At 60.7% G+C, this 15958-nt stretch carries 13 protein-coding genes; 8 read left to right on the plus strand and 5 right to left on the minus strand.

Annotated features, from left to right (window positions below; genetic code table 11):
- Positions 1-266 precede the first annotated feature (266 nt).
- The 5 genes from KHO31_RS30645 (at position 267) to KHO31_RS30665 (ending at position 8104) form a co-directional block, all read left to right on the plus strand.
- Positions 267-1190, plus strand: coding sequence for a LysR family transcriptional regulator (locus KHO31_RS30645; RefSeq protein ID WP_201075595.1), 924 nt, complete (start codon positions 267-269; stop codon positions 1188-1190).
- A 16-nt stretch (positions 1191-1206) separates the two neighbouring features.
- Positions 1207-1881 carry a response regulator transcription factor gene (locus KHO31_RS30650; RefSeq protein ID WP_201075597.1) on the plus strand — a complete coding sequence of 225 codons (675 nt, stop codon included), beginning with the start codon at positions 1207-1209 and terminating at the stop codon, positions 1879-1881.
- Between the two features lie 248 nt (positions 1882-2129).
- Positions 2130-5423 (plus strand): efflux RND transporter permease subunit, encoded by a 3294-nt coding sequence (locus KHO31_RS30655; protein WP_201086162.1) that lies wholly within the window; start codon positions 2130-2132, stop codon positions 5421-5423.
- Positions 5413-6627 carry an efflux RND transporter periplasmic adaptor subunit gene (locus KHO31_RS30660; protein WP_201086161.1) on the plus strand — a complete coding sequence of 405 codons (1215 nt, stop codon included), beginning with the start codon at positions 5413-5415 and terminating at the stop codon, positions 6625-6627. The genes KHO31_RS30655 and KHO31_RS30660 overlap by 11 nt, the downstream gene beginning before the upstream one ends.
- Positions 6620-8104: an efflux transporter outer membrane subunit gene (locus KHO31_RS30665; protein ID WP_211624834.1), complete on the plus strand. Its 1485-nt coding sequence runs from the start codon at positions 6620-6622 to the stop codon at positions 8102-8104. Before KHO31_RS30660 ends, KHO31_RS30665 begins: the two co-directional genes overlap by 8 nt.
- A gap of 118 nt (positions 8105-8222) precedes the next feature.
- Here the strand turns inward: KHO31_RS30665 and KHO31_RS30670 are convergent, their stop codons facing one another.
- Entirely contained in the window at positions 8223-9401 is a 1179-nt protein-coding gene (locus tag KHO31_RS30670; protein ID WP_201075606.1) for a porin, read from the minus strand.
- 326 nt (positions 9402-9727) lie between these two features.
- On the opposite strand from KHO31_RS30670, the gene KHO31_RS30675 reads away from it, so the two are divergent.
- Positions 9728-10003 (plus strand): DUF4148 domain-containing protein, encoded by a 276-nt coding sequence (locus KHO31_RS30675; protein ID WP_201075609.1) that lies wholly within the window; start codon positions 9728-9730, stop codon positions 10001-10003.
- Between the two features lie 7 nt (positions 10004-10010).
- Positions 10011-10136 (plus strand): hypothetical protein, encoded by a 126-nt coding sequence (locus KHO31_RS39755; RefSeq protein ID WP_268962211.1) that lies wholly within the window; start codon positions 10011-10013, stop codon positions 10134-10136.
- A 250-nt stretch (positions 10137-10386) separates the two neighbouring features.
- On the opposite strand, the gene KHO31_RS30680 is transcribed toward KHO31_RS39755, so the two are convergent.
- The 4 genes from KHO31_RS30680 to KHO31_RS30695 form a co-directional block, all read right to left on the minus strand.
- Positions 10387-11490 carry a porin gene (locus KHO31_RS30680; protein ID WP_236061195.1) on the minus strand — a complete coding sequence of 368 codons (1104 nt, stop codon included), beginning with the start codon at positions 11488-11490 and terminating at the stop codon, positions 10387-10389.
- A gap of 907 nt (positions 11491-12397) precedes the next feature.
- On the minus strand, positions 12398-13120 hold the full coding sequence (locus KHO31_RS30685; RefSeq protein WP_201075612.1) for a response regulator transcription factor: 723 nt from the start codon (positions 13118-13120) through the stop codon (positions 12398-12400).
- A 35-nt stretch (positions 13121-13155) separates the two neighbouring features.
- Positions 13156-14553 carry a HAMP domain-containing sensor histidine kinase gene (locus tag KHO31_RS30690; RefSeq protein ID WP_201075614.1) on the minus strand — a complete coding sequence of 466 codons (1398 nt, stop codon included), beginning with the start codon at positions 14551-14553 and terminating at the stop codon, positions 13156-13158.
- A 13-nt stretch (positions 14554-14566) separates the two neighbouring features.
- The gene (locus tag KHO31_RS30695; RefSeq protein WP_074286056.1) at positions 14567-15244 is read right to left on the minus strand and encodes a response regulator transcription factor; all 678 of its coding nucleotides are present in this window, start codon (positions 15242-15244) and stop codon (positions 14567-14569) included.
- 359 nt (positions 15245-15603) lie between these two features.
- Between KHO31_RS30695 and KHO31_RS30700 the strand changes: the two genes are divergently transcribed.
- Positions 15604-15954, plus strand: a complete 351-nt coding sequence (locus KHO31_RS30700) for a DUF4148 domain-containing protein (RefSeq protein ID WP_201075616.1) — start codon at positions 15604-15606, stop codon at positions 15952-15954.
- The last annotated feature ends 4 nt before the right edge of the window (positions 15955-15958 follow it).

Below are 15958 nucleotides of genomic sequence, written 5' to 3' on the forward strand. Positions count from 1 at the left end.
CTCGCAGCGCCCCGCACCCATACTTCCCTCGCCGTGTCATAGCGGCTACTTTCATTCAGGTCTCTTTCCGAAGCGCGGCTCCGTCCGCGCTCTTTTTTTGCGCGTCGCTTAGGCATACATATCGTTATCGCCCGGATCGATATGCAGGATCGGCCGCGCAGTTCATGAACATTGCACAAAGTTAAAAAAGACTTAATCCGCCTAGCAGTGCCGTTTTATCTGCGATCGCCGATGATGCACCCATCGTCCTTCTCTACTGTTCCAACATGAACCAGCTACAAGCGATGCGTGTCTTCACACGGGTGGTCGATCTCGCCAGCTTCAATCTTGCGGCGAGACAGTTAGGCATGTCGGCAGCAGCGGTCACGCGCAGCGTCGGCACACTGGAAGCGCATCTGAATATGCGCTTGCTGAACCGCACCACGCGCAGTCTTTCGCTCACCGACGTGGGCCGCGAGTATCTCGACGGTTGCCGCACGATCATCGAGAAGCTCGACGAGATGGAATCGGCCCTGCTTGAGACCACGCGCGATCCACAGGGTACGCTGCGAATCGCTACACCGATGACGTTCGCGACCGCCGGCCTGGGTGCGTTGCTGGCCGCGTATCGCACGCTGCATCCACGCGTGGATTTCGACGTGACGACGTTCGACACGCATATCGATCTGGTGGAAGGCGGTTTCGACGTGTGTTTCTCCGACGACCGGCGGCTCGCCAACTCCTCTCTGGTAAGCCGCATGCTGACTAGCGTCGATGAAATCACGGTCGCCTCGCCTGCCTATCTGGCCCGTCACGGCACGCCTCGCGATCCGGCGGCGTTGAACCGCCACGGTTTGCTGACGGTCTCAGATGGCTCGTCGCGCGCCTGGGAGTTCGCCGACGCCGACGGCATCTACCGCGTCAACACCGGCAGCGCGCTCACCGCAACGAGCAGCGCGATGGTGCGCGTGGCCGCGCTCAACCATATGGGTATCGCCTTGCTGCCGCTGCCGATCATTGCCGACGATCTCGCACAAGGCGCGCTCGTGCCCGTGCTCGAACAGTTCGAAATCAACGGCGGCCCGCGCCAGGTGTCGATTCTCTACTCCGGCCGCAATTATCTGTCGATGCGCGTGCGCAGTTTCATCGACTTCGCGGTCGGCCAGTATCGCGCGCCGGACCGCCCGGTTGCACTGCGCGCTGTAGCCTGATCCGGGCTCGCGCACTATGCCAAAAATACTAACGATCGAAGATGACGAGTTGATCGCACACGACATCGTGCGTACGCTCAGCGCGAGTGGTTTCTCCGTCGACGTGGCGCGCACCGGCCGCGAAGGCATGGCGAAAGTGATGGCGGGTGACTACGACGTCGTCACACTCGACCGCATGCTGCCCGACCTCGACGGCCTCACCATCGTGGCAACGATGCGTGGCGTCGGCATGGAAACGCCGGTGCTCGTCATGAGCGCGATGTCCGATGTCGATCAGCGAATTCAAGGCCTGCGCGCCGGCGGCGACGACTATCTGACCAAGCCATTCTCGTCGGAGGAAATGTTCGCGCGCGTCGAGGTACTGTTGCGTCGGCGCCCACGTCATGCCAAAGCTGAAACGGTGCTGCGCAGCGGCGCGCTGGAGCTCGATCTGGTACGCCGCAAAGTCACCTTCCAGCAGCGCGAGCTCGATCTGCAACCTACCGAATTCCGCGTGCTCGAATTCATGATGCGGCACACCGGCCAGGTGCTCACGCGCACGATGATTTTCGAAGCCGTGTGGGGCTGCCGCTTCGATCCCGGCACCAACCTGATCGACGTACACGTAGGCCGATTGCGCAAGAAAGTGGAGATGCCCGGCGGGCGCCCGTTGATCCGCACCATTCGAGGCTCAGGCTATCTGTTCGGCTGACGCCGCTCTACCCGCAGGTTTTCTGACGGAGCTTTAGCGCTGCATGCAGCGCTAAAGCCGTTGCAACGTGGCTATCGATGCAATCGCACGCACCGTCCCGGCTTCCTAAAACTAGTTTCATTTGTTTAGTCCACGACTGTTAGGACCCGCTCTCCAGAATGCCGTTACCGGGCCGCGCCATTGGGGCGAGCCCTAACCGCCACACGACCGCGCAGATTCAATCGCGCCTCTGAACGGAGCAGCCTTCGATGTTAAAAATAGTCCGGTTAGCTTTGACCCGGCCCTACACGTTCATCGTGCTTGCGATGCTGATCCTGTTGATCGGCCCGCTTGCCGCGTTGCGCACGCCGACGGATATCTTTCCCGACATCCGCATTCCCGTGATCAGCGTGGTCTGGAACTACGCCGGCCTGCAACCGGACGACATGTCCGGCCGCATCGTCACCTACTACGAGCGCACGCTCGGCACGACCGTCAACGACGTCGCGCATATCGAGTCGCAATCGTTTCGCGGCTACGGCATCGTCAAGATCTTCTTCCAGCCGACGGTGGATATCCGCACCGCCACCGCACAGGTGACCTCCGTTTCGCAGACGGTGCTCAAGCAAATGCCACCCGGCACGACGCCGCCGCAGATTCTCAACTACAACGCCTCCACCGTGCCAGTGCTGCAACTTGCGCTGACCAGCAATACACTCGACGAACAGAAACTCGCCGACTACGCGACAAACTTTATTCGTCCGCAATTGCTGAGCGTGCCCGGCGTGGCGATTCCGACGCCGTACGGCGGCAAGACCCGCGAAGTGCAGATCGACCTCGATCCGCAAGCCCTACAGGCGAAAAAACTTTCAGCCAACGATGTCGCTACCGCACTTGCCCAGCAGAATCAGATCATTCCGGCGGGCACCGAAAAAATCGGCCGCTTCGAATACAACATCAAGCTGAACAACAGCCCGCGCGCGCTCGACGAACTGAACGCGTTGCCGATCAAGACCGTGGACGGCGCAACGATCTATATCCGCGATGTGGCTCACGTGCGCGACGGCTATCCGCCGCAAAGCAACGTGGTGCGCGTGGACGGTCATCGCGCGGTGCTGATGAGCATTCTGAAGAACGGCTCCGCGTCGACGCTCAACATCATCTCCGGCGTCAAGGCGCAATTGCCGCGCATCGAAGCGACGCTGCCCCCCGGACTGAAGCTCGTGACGATGGGCGATCAATCGACCTTCGTGAAAGGCGCCGTCAGCGGCGTGGCGCGTGAAGGTGTGATCGCCGCCGCGCTCACTTCGCTGATGATTCTGCTGTTCCTCGGCAGTTGGCGCTCGACGCTCATCATCGCGGCGTCCATTCCGCTTGCCGTGCTGGCAGCCATTGCGGGTCTGGCCGCGATGGGCGAAACGCTCAATGTGATGACGCTCGGCGGTCTCGCGCTGGCGGTCGGGATTCTGGTCGACGACGCCACCGTCACGATCGAAAACATGAACTGGCATCTCGAACAGGGCAAGGACGTACGCAGTGCGATCATGGACGGCGCCGCGCAGATCGTCGCGCCGGCCTTCGTTTCGCTACTGTGTATCTGCATCGTTTTTGTGCCGATGCTGCTGCTCGACGGCATTGCGCGCTTCCTCTTCGTACCGATGGCCGAAGCGGTGATCTTCGCGATGATCGCCTCGTTCATTCTGTCGCGCACCTTCGTGCCCATGATGGCGCAATACCTGTTGCGCCCGCATGCATCCGGCGGTCACGCCTCCGGCGAACTGGCCGCGGTGATGGATTCGCATGGCGGCCACTCGCATGCCGCACCCTCGCGCAATCCGCTGGTGCGCTTTCAGCGCGGCTTCGAGCACCGTTTTGAGCGCGTGCGCAGTGTGTACCGCATCGTGCTTGGCCTTGCGCTCACACATCGCAAGCGTTTCGTGGCCGGTTTCCTGATCGTGGTCGGCGCGTCCTTCCTGCTCGCGCCGTGGCTCGGCCGCAATTTCTTTCCGGATATCGACTCCGGCGAGATCGCGATCCATGTGCGCGCCCCGGTCGGCACGCGGATCGAAGATACTGCCGCGCAATTCGATCTGATCGAAAACGCGGTGCGCCGCGCCATTCCGCCAGACCAGTTGCGCAGCATCATCGACAACATCGGCTTGCCCAATAGCGGTATCAACCTCACCTATAACAACAGCGGCACAATCGGACCGCAGGACGGCGATATTCTGATCTCGCTGAACGAGAGCCATCACCCGACTGCCCGCTTTGTGCGCGAGCTCCGCGAAACACTGCCGCGCCAGTTCCCGGGGACGACGTTCGCGTTCCTGCCGGCCGATATCGTCAGTCAGATTCTGAATTTCGGTGCGCCCGCCCCAATCGACCTGCAGGTAGCGGGGCCGAACCAGGCGGCCAATCATCGCTACGCCAACGAAGTCATGCGGCGCATGCGCATGATTCCCGGCATTGCCGATACGCGCATCCAGCAGGCCTCGACGTATCCGCAATTCACCGTGTCGGTGGACCGCACGCGCGCCGATCAACTCGGCATCACCGAGCAGGATGTGACCAATTCCGTGGTGGCGAGTCTCTCGGGTACGAGCCAGGTATCGCCGACTTACTGGTTGAATCCGAAGAACGGCGTGTCGTATCCGATCGTCGCGCAGACGCCGCAATACCGCATGACGTCCCTGTCGAATCTCAGCAACCTGCCGGTGACCAGCAAGAGCGGCCAGGCGCAGATTCTCGGCGGCATCGCGACCATTTCCCGCGGCGTCGGCAATGCGGTGGTTTCGCACTACAACATCGAGCCGCTCTACGACGTGTTCGCGACCACTCAAGGTCAGGATCTCGGCGCCGTCGCCGCGAAGATCCAGAACATCCTCCATGCGACCGCGAAAGATGTGCCGAAGGGCTCGATCGTCACACTGCGCGGCCAGGTGCAGACGATGAACAGCGCGTTCCTCGGTTTGTCGCTCGGACTGGTTGGCGCGATCCTGCTGATCTATCTGCTGATCGTCGTGAACTTCCACTCGTGGAGCGATGCGTTCGTGATCGTCACCGCATTGCCCGCGGCGTTGGCGGGCATCGTGTGGATGTTGTTCACCACCCACACCCCGCTCTCGGTGCCTGCGCTGACTGGCGCGATTCTCTGCATGGGTGTCGCAACCGCCAACAGCATTCTGGTGGTGAGCTTCGCCCGCGAGAGGCTGACGGTGACCGGCAATGCGCTGGTCGCGGCGATGGAAGCCGGTTTCACGCGCTTTCGCCCAGTGTTGATGACCGCGCTCGCGATGATCATCGGCATGGCGCCGATGGCGCTCGGCCTGGGCGACGGTGGCGAACAGAACGCGCCGCTCGGCCGCGCCGTCATCGGCGGGCTGATTTGCGCGACTTTCGCCACGCTGCTGTTCGTACCGGTCGTGTTCAGCCTTGTGCATCGTCGCGATGCGGCCGCTCATGACGCGCCACACAGTCCGTCACATGGCCCATCGCACAGTTCATCAAACGACCCCACGCACGATCACTCATCATCCGAACCCGGAGTCCATCATGTCCACTGAGATCGAGATCAATTCGCCGAAGCGGCTGCGTCATCTGAAGCTGGCCGGTATCGTCGCGCTGCTGGCGGCAGCGGGCATCGTGACTAGCGGCATTGCCAGCCGCGTGCATGCGAAGCAGGAACTCACCACCTGGTCAGCCCAGCAAGCCGTGCCGACGGTGGTTGCGTACACGCCCCAACACGACCTCGACGCGCAGGCACTGGTGTTGCCCGGACGGCTATCCGCCTTCGTAAACGCGCCGATCTACGCACGCGTGTCGGGTTATCTGCATGCGTGGTACGCGGATATCGGCACCCACGTCAAAGCTGGACAGTTGCTCGGGGAAATCGACACGCCCGACCTCGATCAACAATTGCTGCAGGCCCGTGCCGATTTGCAGAACTCGGTGGCTAACGAAAAACTCGCCGCATCCACAGCGAGCCGTTGGACGAAGATGCTGCAGCAAGATTCAGTCTCACAGCAGGATGCCGATGAAAAGACCAGCGATCTCGTCGCCAAGCAGGCAACGGTAGCGGCAGCCGAAGCCAATGTAAGGCGCCTCGAAGCGCTCGAATCGTTCAAGCGCATCACCGCCCCGTTCGACGGCATCGTCACCGCGCGCACCACCGATATCGGCGCGCTCATCAATGCGGGCGGCGGCAACGGGCCTGAACTGTTCTCGGTCTCCGACGCACATCAATTGCGCGTCTATGTGAGCGTGCCGCAGGATGAGGCGGCCGCCATCAAACCCGGCATGACCGCCACGCTCACCGTGCCCGAGCGCCCCGGCGTGAAGTTCAACGCCAAACTCGTCGATACCGACGATGCGATCACGCCCTCTTCTGGCACGCTGCTGGTGCAACTCGCGGTCGACAATCAGGACGGTTTGCTGATCCCAGGCGAATATACCGAGGTGCATTTCGCGCTGCCGACCAACTCACATGCCTTGTCGATCCCGGCCAGTTCGCTCATTTTCCGGCAGCATGGTCTGCAAGTCGCTGTCGTCGGCAACGACAACCATGCGGTACTCAAATCGGTTTCGATTGCCACCGATCTCGGCACACACGTCGAGATCGCGTCAGGCCTGAATCCAACCGACCGCGTGATCGACAATCCGCCCGACTCGCTCGCTTCGGGCGATGCCGTGCGTCTCCAGGGCAATCCGGCCGGCGCGACGGACACATCGCTAGCCGAACGCCGGCCGGCGGAGAGTACTCATGGATAAACGCCGCATCTGCATCGTGCTGGCGGCCGCGGCGCTGGTGAGCGGCTGCTCGTTCGCGCCGACCTACCAGGCGCCGGCCACCCGCATCCCGACAACCTTCAAGGAAGGCGGCGCGTGGCAACTCGCCAGACCGGCCGACCGTGTGCCGCGCGATGCGTGGTGGAGCGTGTATCGCGATCAGGTACTCGATCACCTCGAAGTTCAGGTGGCTGCCGCCAATCCGGACGTGGCCGCAGCGATGGCACGCCACGACGAAGCCACCGCCTACCTGTCGCAAGCCCGCTCGGGTTTGTTCCCGACGATCGGCGCGGGAACATCGGTCGAACGCCAGAGACAGTCGGATAACCGCCCGCTGCGTGGCACGGATCAGCCTTCGGTGTACGGCACGAATACCGTTGACGTAGGCATCGGCTACGACCTCGACCTATGGGGCAAGATCCGCAACGAGGTTTCTGCGGGCAGATCTGCGATGCAGGCGAGCGAGGACGATCTCGAGTCGGTACGTTTGAGTTTGCAGGCCGATCTGGCGAGCGCGTATTTCAATCTGCGCGGACTCGACGAACAGCAGCAGCTGCTCAACGATACGATCGACACCTACCAGCACGCGCTCAAGCTCACGCTCAGCCGCCACGCGGGCGGCATCGCCTCGGACCTCGACGTGTCGCGCGCGCAGACTCAACTCGACACCGCGCGCGCCTCCGCCGATGACATCGCTGCGCGCCGCGCGCTGTACGAGCACGCGATCGCCAGCCTGACCGGCACACCCGCGTCGACCTTCACACTCGCGCCGGAAATCGAAACGGCTTACCTGCCGTCGATTCCAACGGGCGTCCCCGCAGCGCTGCTGCAACGACGCCCCGACATTGCGGCGGCCGAGCGGCGCGTCGCCGAGGCCAATGCAAAAATCGGCGTGGCCAAAGCAGCATTCTTCCCGGACATTTCGCTCGGCCTCGACGGCGGCTATCAAAGCGACACGCTTTCGCCGTGGCTGATGGCGCCGAACGAAATCTGGTCGGTCGGGCCCAGCCTGGTGCTCACGCTGTTCGACGGCGGCCGCCGTGAGGCAATCACGCAACAGGCGCGCGCCAAGCTCGCCGAGAACGGCGCGAAGTACAAGGCCGCCGTGCTGCTCGCCTTCCAGCAGGTTGAAGACAACCTCGCGCAATTGCATCATCTCGGCGACGAGGCCACGCAACAGAACGAGGCGCTCGTCGCAGCACAACGCACGTTGACGCTTTCGATGTCGCGCTATCGTGACGGCGTGGTCAGCTATCTGGACGTGGTGACCGCGCAAACCACCGAACTCACCACACAGATCGATGCATTGAACCTCACTACGCGGCGCCTGCTGGCCTCAGTGGGACTGATCGAGGCACTGGGAGGGGGCTGGTCGCCGGACGGCGCTACGGGCTCGCCTGTAGTTCAGGCGGCGGGTGCGCAAACGGTGCATCCGAGGGTGCTCGCTTCTGCTGATTGAATCTGCGGAATCTGCGGATCGAGTCCGCCAACGCCGTAGAAAAAACGTCGCCGGTTTATCACTGGCGACGTTTGTGTTTCAGGCACGCTTAACGCGGCTTGCGGTGCACTCGCGGCGCTTAGAACCGATGCCGCATTCCCAAGGCTACAACCGCCTGCCGGTCGCTCGACGAAGCCGCCAGCGAATAGATCGACGCATTGCCGAGCACCGCAATGCCATCCGCGCCTGACACCCGTTGATACACCCCTTCCAGATACACATCGGTGCGGCGTGACAACGCGTAGTCTGCCTGCAGCATGAACTGATTCCACTTCGGCGCGACACTCTTGCCGGCGTCGCTGAAATGTCCGTCGGTGTACGTGTACGAACCGCCCAGCGAGAACGCCGGCGTAATCGCATAGCGCGCGTTCAGTTCGTAGTTATTGAAGGTCAGCAGATCGCCGTTGAGCGTGGAATACGCGCCGCCCTGCGTGATCTGATGCGGATCGTCGAGCATCGTCCGCGTGAAGACGAGGCCGACCGTCGCTGCACCGAACGTATAGCGTCCAGCGGCGCCGAGGATACGTTGGCGTGCGCCGGTGAAGGTCGCATCGCCGTCGCTGCTGCTCACCGCGCCGCCGGTATTGTTGGGCTGATTGACGCCGCCCGGCTGGTTCACCTGCAAATAGGCAACCGCCAGATTGAACGGACCGGCCGCCCATTGCGCGCCAAGGCTATATGCGTTGTTGTTGCTGAAACCGCCCGCTGCATTGCTGAAGGCGTAGGCGCCGCCGACCGTGAAGCCGTCATAGGTCGCGCTGCGGAATTTCAGCGCGTTGTTCATGCGCAGATCGTTGTTGAGATTGTCGTTATCGAACGGATGGTCGGCGATATTGCCGCCGAAGCCCGAGCCGGTCGCCGAAAGCGGCGCGACGAAATCGACCAGGAAGTCATACTGCCGGCCCATCGTCACCGTGCCCCACTGTTTGCTCGCGATACCGACCCATGCCTGACGGCCGAACTCGTCGCCGCCATTGGAGAACTTGCCGCTGTCGATATTAAAACCGTTCTCCAGATCGAAGACCGCACTCAGCCCGCCGCCCAGATCTTCGTTACCACGCAGGCCCCAGCGGTCGGTACTGACATTGCCGCTTTCCATGATCCAGTTGCTCTTTCCGCCTGAAGCCGTTTTCTGATTGCTAATGTAATCGATGCCCGTATCGAGCGTCCCGTAGAGCGTGACGCTGCTTTGTGCGTGCGCCGCCGCGCTGAAGGTGCCTGCCAGCACGACGAGTGTGGTTGCCAATGCTTTGTTCATGTTTGATTCCGGGTAAGAGAAAGCGCCGGTCCGCGCATTGACGGACCGATCCCGCACACCGTGCGGGTAGCCGCAATGTAGATTTGCGCGGTGACATACCCGTGATCAAAACCGGTCGATTCATGAAAGGTTTTTTATGTTCATGACATGTAGCCGAAGAGCCTATGAAACATTGGCGCAGCGAAGCTTAAACAGATAAATATCTTTTCATGTGCACACCACCGATCCGCTAAAGCCAGGTGACTATCCTTCTCATCAACCGATCCACGAATGCATTGCGGTTCGCGCATCGGTTCCATCCAATTTTATTTGTGAGGATTACGAATATGAAATCTCTGACGCTCGCCATCGCTTTCATCGGTGCAACTGCAACGGCTTCCGCTTTCGCTCAATCGACCACAGCGCCGACGCAACAGAACGCTACGCCGACGATGCAAGTGGCGGCAAACAGCACCGCCGCGGTCAACGCCGCTGGATCGTGGGTGCCGCCTTATGGTCAAGCGACTGCGGGGAAGACGCGTGCGCAGGTCTATGGGGAACTGGTGCATGCAGAGAAGGATGGCCAGCTTGCATATCTGAACTCGACGGTTTACGCACACTGAAATGCGCGTGAACAAAGACAAACGGCTGCGCGGCGCATTGGCGCGCCTCGTCGCCTCCGGCCTTGCGGCCACGGCTACTTCGGCCGTCTCCGCGCCGCCGGTATGCGGGACGCTGGGCCGGATCTATCGTTAAACGCAACACCCTGCGCTTCTCGCCCCGACATCAATGACTCTTCGCACCGCGATCAAACGCACTGCCTCGTTTACCGTTGCCGCTGTTGCAGCCGGACTGCTGCTATCCGGCTGCGCGACAACGTCGACACCCACCAGCGCCGACAACTGCGTCGGCCCACCGAGCTACTGCAATATCTATTTTGGTTCATGAACAAAAAAGAGCGCGCTACCCTTTCAGGCAGCGCGCTCTTCTACTTGGTGCTGATACTTTAGAACGAGTGACGAAGGCCCACGCGGCCGACCACCTGCTTACCGTCAGACGACGGATTGAAGCCGGCGATCTGCGCGACGGCGCCGCCACTGGCCTTCTGCAGCGCTGCGAGCGCATAGACGGCGGTGCGCTTCGACAGTTCGTACTCAGCGCTCAGGTTGAGCTGCTGATACTTCGGTTCCTGATTGGTCGCGTGATCGCGGCCGTCCGTGTAGGTGTAGCCTGCTGCGAGATTCAGCTGACTGGTTGCCGCGAAGGTGCCGGCGATTTCATAGTTCTGGAATTTGACGTCTTGCCCGGCATCGCCCTGTTGGAAATTGACGTTGGTGAAGTTGCCCATCACCTTGAACTTGCCGATCTGATACGACGCACCGGCGGCAAAGATGCCTTGACTACGGGCGTTAGCCAGATAGTTGCCGTACACCGCATTGGTGTAGCCCGAGCCATTCTGATAGCTCTGGACCGACTGTTCGGGATCGTTGACGCGCAGATAGCCTGCTCCCATCGAGAATGGCCCGTTCGTATACGACGCTGCCGCGCTATAGGCGGCGTTATTGGAGAACTGGCCTGCTTGTCCGCCAAACGAATAGAGGGCTTCTCCGGTAAAGCCACCGATGGTGGGACTCGTGTACTTCACCGAATTGCTGATGGCGAAGCCGTTGTCGAGGTTGTCCATGTCATTGGGGTGGGAGAAATACCAACCGCCGTAGCTATCGTTGAGCGAGAACGGCTCAATGAGATCGACGACCGGATCCCACTGCCGCCCGAGCGTGACGGTACCGACCGTTTGACTTGCGAGCCCGACGTAGGCATTACGGGAGAAGGCCAGACCGCTACCGAGGCTACCGTTGGTCGAATTGAAGCCGCTTTCCAGATCGAACACGGCCGAGAGACCGGCACCGAGATCTTCCTTGCCTCTGAGACCCCAGCGGCTGCCTGCGCTGACGCCGCTGGCCATTTGATAGAGATGGTTACCGTTGACGTTGCTGGCGAAGTCGATACCCGTATCGAGGAGCCCGTAGAGCGTGACGCTGCTTTGCGCGTGCGCGGTGGAAACAACGCCGACACATAGGAGTGCCCCGACCAAGTGGGTCAACTTCATCTTCTGATTCATGAATCACCTTTCAATTAAATAAGGATGCCTGATAGTAGTGGAGGCTATGCCGTGCTGTGTGACCACGTCATGAATATATCGAGGTCAGAAAGTGGTGCATCTGCAATACAGACTTTCAGTTTTTTTGTTGGGTTTTTGCCTGGTTTTTTTGCCTGCTCGGCGCTTTCTGTCTGTATGCCTACGGCGTTGGCCTTTCCTTGATCTGGCTTTTTGGCCTTTCCTTGATCTGGCTTTTTGGCCTTTCCTTGAATTGTTATTGGTTTATTAGCGTTGCCCCTGTGCGGGGCGGCACCTACTTCTCTTTGCTGCTGCAAAGAGAAGTAGGCAAGAGAAAGCAGCTCACACCGCTAATTCTTAAGCGGGTCCCCCGCACAGTTGCGGTAGTGGTGCATCTGGAATCTGTGCTCTCGCACATTCCGCGTTGGTGACAAAGGAGTCGTCAGCTCCCACTCCGCACTGCGTGCGTCGCGGATGGGTCTGCGAGGGACACCAGGGGCTTCGGTTGGGTGTGGTGGGGGCCATCGGCTTCGCCTCGGCGGAGCACTGAATGAAGCGCGCGTGCGAAACCGTAGTGGGCGGTTTTATGAAGTGCTCATCGGCGCGCGCAGCGCCGACGGAAGTATGACTGCTGTGTCACTCACGCGGAGTGTGCGAGAACACAGATTCCAGATGCACCACGATCCCCTCCAAGCCAAGGGACCCGCTTAAGGATTAGCGGTTTGAGCTGCTTTCTCTTGCCTACTTCTCTTTGCAGCAGCAAAGAGAAGTAGGTGCCGCCCCGCACAGGGGCAACGCTAATAGACCACTAACAATTCAAGGAAAGGCCAAAAAACCAGATCAAGGAAAACCCAACGCCGTAGGCATACAGACAGAAAGCGCCGAGCAGGCAACCAAATCAAGAAACAGAAACCTGATACCCAAACCGACTAACAGTCTCAATCCGAACCTCAGGCGCATCCCCCAAAAGCTTGCGCCGCAACCTGGACACAACAAGATTGACACTAGAAGGATCGACATCCTCCTTCTCAGGCCAGGCATAGCGGATCAGCTGATCCCTCGCCACAGGCGCATTAACCTGCCGCAGCAAACACTCAAGCAAAAGAAACTCCCGCCGAGTAACAGCAACCCGCCGACCGCCACAAACAAGCTCTCGAGTAGCGGCATCCAAAGCAGGCCCACCTACAGCAGACAAAATCGAAGAAGCAGAGACCGAAGCGGATGCAGAACCACCCAAAGCCCCCCGGGCACCCCCACCCCCAACCCGCTGCAAAGCGGCCATCCTCTCATGCATTTCAATAAACGAATAAGGCTGACAAAAGCACGCATCCGCGCCGGCGCGCAAAATCCTGGTGCGATCCTGAGCGGTAGCCGCCCCGAGCACTGCAACGATAGCCGCCCCACTCCCAGCCGCAGCAAACTCCGCAATAAACCCCTGCAAGGAAGAATAAGTCCCAACATCAAGCACCATCAGCACAATCGCATCGAACGGTTCCTGCGAAGCAAGAAAAACCCCATCCCGCAGATCGTCGGCCCGCTGCAAACTATGGGCGCTCTCCTGCAGTGCCTTGAACAGCCATGCAGCTTCCGGATGAGAAGGACCAACGAACAGGACGCGCATTCACCACCCTGCCACGACAAGAAAGGAACCCGGCCTCATGCGAGCGTCCTCGACCAGCATTCGATGGAAATCCGCGTGCCGGGTTGCGCATTGCCGATCTTCATCGTGAAGTCATGCACCCGCATCACCGCTGAAACAATGCTCAAACCCAGCCCCGATCCAGCCAGATGCCGCGTACTTTCCCCTCGATAGAACCGCTGCAAAACCGCATCGCGTTCATCCGCGGCAATGCCGGGACCGTTATCGACAATATCCACCTGTGGCCCCGCCGAAGTCTGCCGAAGTTCCATGCGCACCACCCCGCCTTCGGGCGTGAACTTGATCGCGTTGTCCACCAGATTGCTCAATGCTTCGAACAGCAACGCGCGGTCACCATGAATCGCGTCGACCGGTTGTACATGCACGGATAGCTGAATCGAACGGCTCTCGGCAAGTGGTTCGTATAGTTCACCGACTTCCTGCACCAGCGTCTCCAACTGCATTTCGCCGAATCCACCGCGCCGCTGCAGCGTGCCGATCTCGGAGATACGCAACATCGCGCGAAACCTGTCGAGCAATGCATCGGTCTCAATGCGCGCGCGCTCGACCAACTGCGACAGCGCGGCGTCGTCGAGCGACCCGGTGCGCTCCGCCGCATGCGCGAGCAAGGTTCGCACATGCGCGAGCGGCGTGCGCAGATCGTGCGCGATACCATCGCACGCGCCTTTCACTTCATTCATAAGGCGTTCGACTTCCGCAAGCATATGGTTCACCAGATGCGCGAGCATATCCACTTCGTCGCGTCCGCCCATCGGCAAGCGCTGCGCGAGATCGCCCTGCGCAATACGCTGCGTGACCCGCCGGATCGCTTTCAGTCGGCGCATCTGCCGCACGCTCAGCGCCAGGCCGCCCGCCACGCCCGCAAGCAGGCACGCTACCCCGCCGCCCACCAGCGCGTTGATGATGGTCTCCCGAATCCGCAAAATATGCGTCAGATCACGCGCAATGACGAGCGTCGAGCCGTCTTTGCGCCGCTCGGCCATGGCGCGGACCACCGGCGCCTGGTCGTTGCGACCCATCGCGAGCACGAGATCGAGCGTCTTGCCGGTGCGATTGGTGAGCAGTGCCGTCGGATACTCCAGCACGTCGCCGGCCAGCAGGCGGCCGTCAGGAGCAAACAGGCCGTAGTAGTTGGTGTGCATGCGCTCGTGTTCGATACGCCGATGAATCGCGTCAGCGAGGCTGGAGTCAGGCAGCGAATCGAAGTAGACCAGTTGCCAGTCCATCACCACATCAGTCTCGCGCTCCATGTCACCGGTCACGGCCCAGCCGATGTAGCCCAGCAGCAGCATCACCGAAAGCGAAAAGATAACCGCGTAGATCGATAGCAGGCGAAAGGTCGTGGAATGCCAGCGCCGCCCGAGCGCGGAGGTGGCCGGGAAGGTTGTGTCCATCAAAATGGTCTGCTCATGCGAGGATATAACCCGAGCCGCGCACGGTCTGAATCATCGGCGTGACGCCGGGCGGGTCGATTTTTTTGCGCAGCCGGCCCATGTGCACGTCGATCAGATTGGTGCCTGGGTCGAAGTGGTAGCCCCACACGGCTTCGAACAGCATGGTGCGCGTGATGGTTTGTCCCGCATGCCGCATCATGAATTCGAGCACGCGATATTCGGTGGGCAGCAAGACGATCTCTTCGCCATCACGCTGAACCTTGCGGGAAATCAGATCGAGTTCGAGCGGGCCGACCCGCAGATGCGTTTCGAGTGGCGTGGCGGGTGTTTGACTGCGCCGCAACAGCACTTCGAGACGCGCGGTCATTTCTTCGGGGTCGAAAGGCTTGGTCAGATAATCGTCGCCGCCGGCGCGCAGGCCGCGCACCCGTTCATCCACATCGCCCAGCGCGCTCAACATCAGCACCGGTGTTTGAATGCCGATGCTGCGCATGGTGGTGAGGATCGTGAGACCGTCCACACCCGGCAGCATGCGGTCGAGCGTGATCACGTCGTAGTCTTCGCTGATCGCGCGCGCCATGCCGTCGCGGCCATTCGCCACCCAATCCACGGTGAAACCACGGCTTTTCAGCTCTCCGACAATCTCATTCGCGGTAATTTCGTCATCTTCGATCGTCAGCACTCGCGACATGATCATTGCATGCGCCGCCGCCAGCTCTACCGATGCAAGCGGTGGGCACGACCGGTTATCAGTAGATGGACATGATGCCATATTCGGCTTGCGCGTTCAGAGCACGGGCGTGCGATTCGACGGATGTCGCCGCTTTGCCTCAGTGCCTGTCTGCAGGCTACGCGCAGTCGTATAGCGGACGAACGTCCGTTTCATGAAGAAAAATTTAAGTTCGCCGCAGGGCTCTGAAAACGGCCGGCTGAACGATAAAACATATTTCATTTTCCCGACGCCGCTCTGGTAGGGCGCCTCAACTAGCCTACTGCCATCCCGCTGATTCTTTGCGGTCCGACTCGAACCTTATCGTGGATGGTATGAACATGAAACTCGCAACCAGGACCCTCGTCACTACCCTTCTGCTGATTGGCAGCGCCTCGGCGATGGCCTCGCCCGGCCTCACGCAGCAGCAATGCAACGACTATCCGTTCAAGCAGCAGAAGAGCGAAGTCACGCACAAGCAGTTGATGAACGAGCTCGGCGAACTGGAAGCGGTCGGCTACAGCCCCAGCAACGACGACAACGAATACCCGAGCGATCTGCAACAGGCAGAGGGAAAACTGCAGGCCGAATATCGTGCGGACTGCATGCCCGTCGCGCATGCGTCGACAACCGCGACGCAGACGCCGGCCGCTGCAACGCCCACTCAGGCGGCGAATCAGCCGGCCGGCTGAACGC

This window comes from Paraburkholderia domus (genome assembly GCF_905220705.1).
GTDB classification, from domain to species: domain Bacteria; phylum Pseudomonadota; class Gammaproteobacteria; order Burkholderiales; family Burkholderiaceae; genus Paraburkholderia; species Paraburkholderia domus.

Excerpts from the sequence above, each read along its gene's own strand:
- KHO31_RS30700 (WP_201075616.1), top strand. The coding sequence starts at position 15,604 with ATGAAACTCGCAACCAGGACCCTCGTCACTACCCTTCTGCTGATTGGC.
- KHO31_RS30685 (WP_201075612.1), bottom strand. The coding sequence starts at position 13,120 with ATGCGCGTCCTGTTCGTTGGTCCTTCTCATCCGGAAGCTGCATGGCTG.
- KHO31_RS30650 (WP_201075597.1), top strand. The coding sequence starts at position 1,207 with ATGCCAAAAATACTAACGATCGAAGATGACGAGTTGATCGCACACGAC.
- KHO31_RS30695 (WP_074286056.1), bottom strand. The coding sequence starts at position 15,244 with ATGTCGCGAGTGCTGACGATCGAAGATGACGAAATTACCGCGAATGAG.
- KHO31_RS30645 (WP_201075595.1), top strand. The coding sequence starts at position 267 with ATGAACCAGCTACAAGCGATGCGTGTCTTCACACGGGTGGTCGATCTC.
- KHO31_RS30680 (WP_236061195.1), bottom strand. The coding sequence starts at position 11,490 with ATGAAGTTGACCCACTTGGTCGGGGCACTCCTATGTGTCGGCGTTGTT.
- KHO31_RS30690 (WP_201075614.1), bottom strand. The coding sequence starts at position 14,553 with ATGGACACAACCTTCCCGGCCACCTCCGCGCTCGGGCGGCGCTGGCAT.
- KHO31_RS30665 (WP_211624834.1), top strand. The coding sequence starts at position 6,620 with ATGGATAAACGCCGCATCTGCATCGTGCTGGCGGCCGCGGCGCTGGTG.
- KHO31_RS30675 (WP_201075609.1), top strand. The coding sequence starts at position 9,728 with ATGAAATCTCTGACGCTCGCCATCGCTTTCATCGGTGCAACTGCAACG.
- KHO31_RS30670 (WP_201075606.1), bottom strand. The coding sequence starts at position 9,401 with ATGAACAAAGCATTGGCAACCACACTCGTCGTGCTGGCAGGCACCTTC.
- KHO31_RS30660 (WP_201086161.1), top strand. The coding sequence starts at position 5,413 with ATGTCCACTGAGATCGAGATCAATTCGCCGAAGCGGCTGCGTCATCTG.
- KHO31_RS30655 (WP_201086162.1), top strand. The coding sequence starts at position 2,130 with ATGTTAAAAATAGTCCGGTTAGCTTTGACCCGGCCCTACACGTTCATC.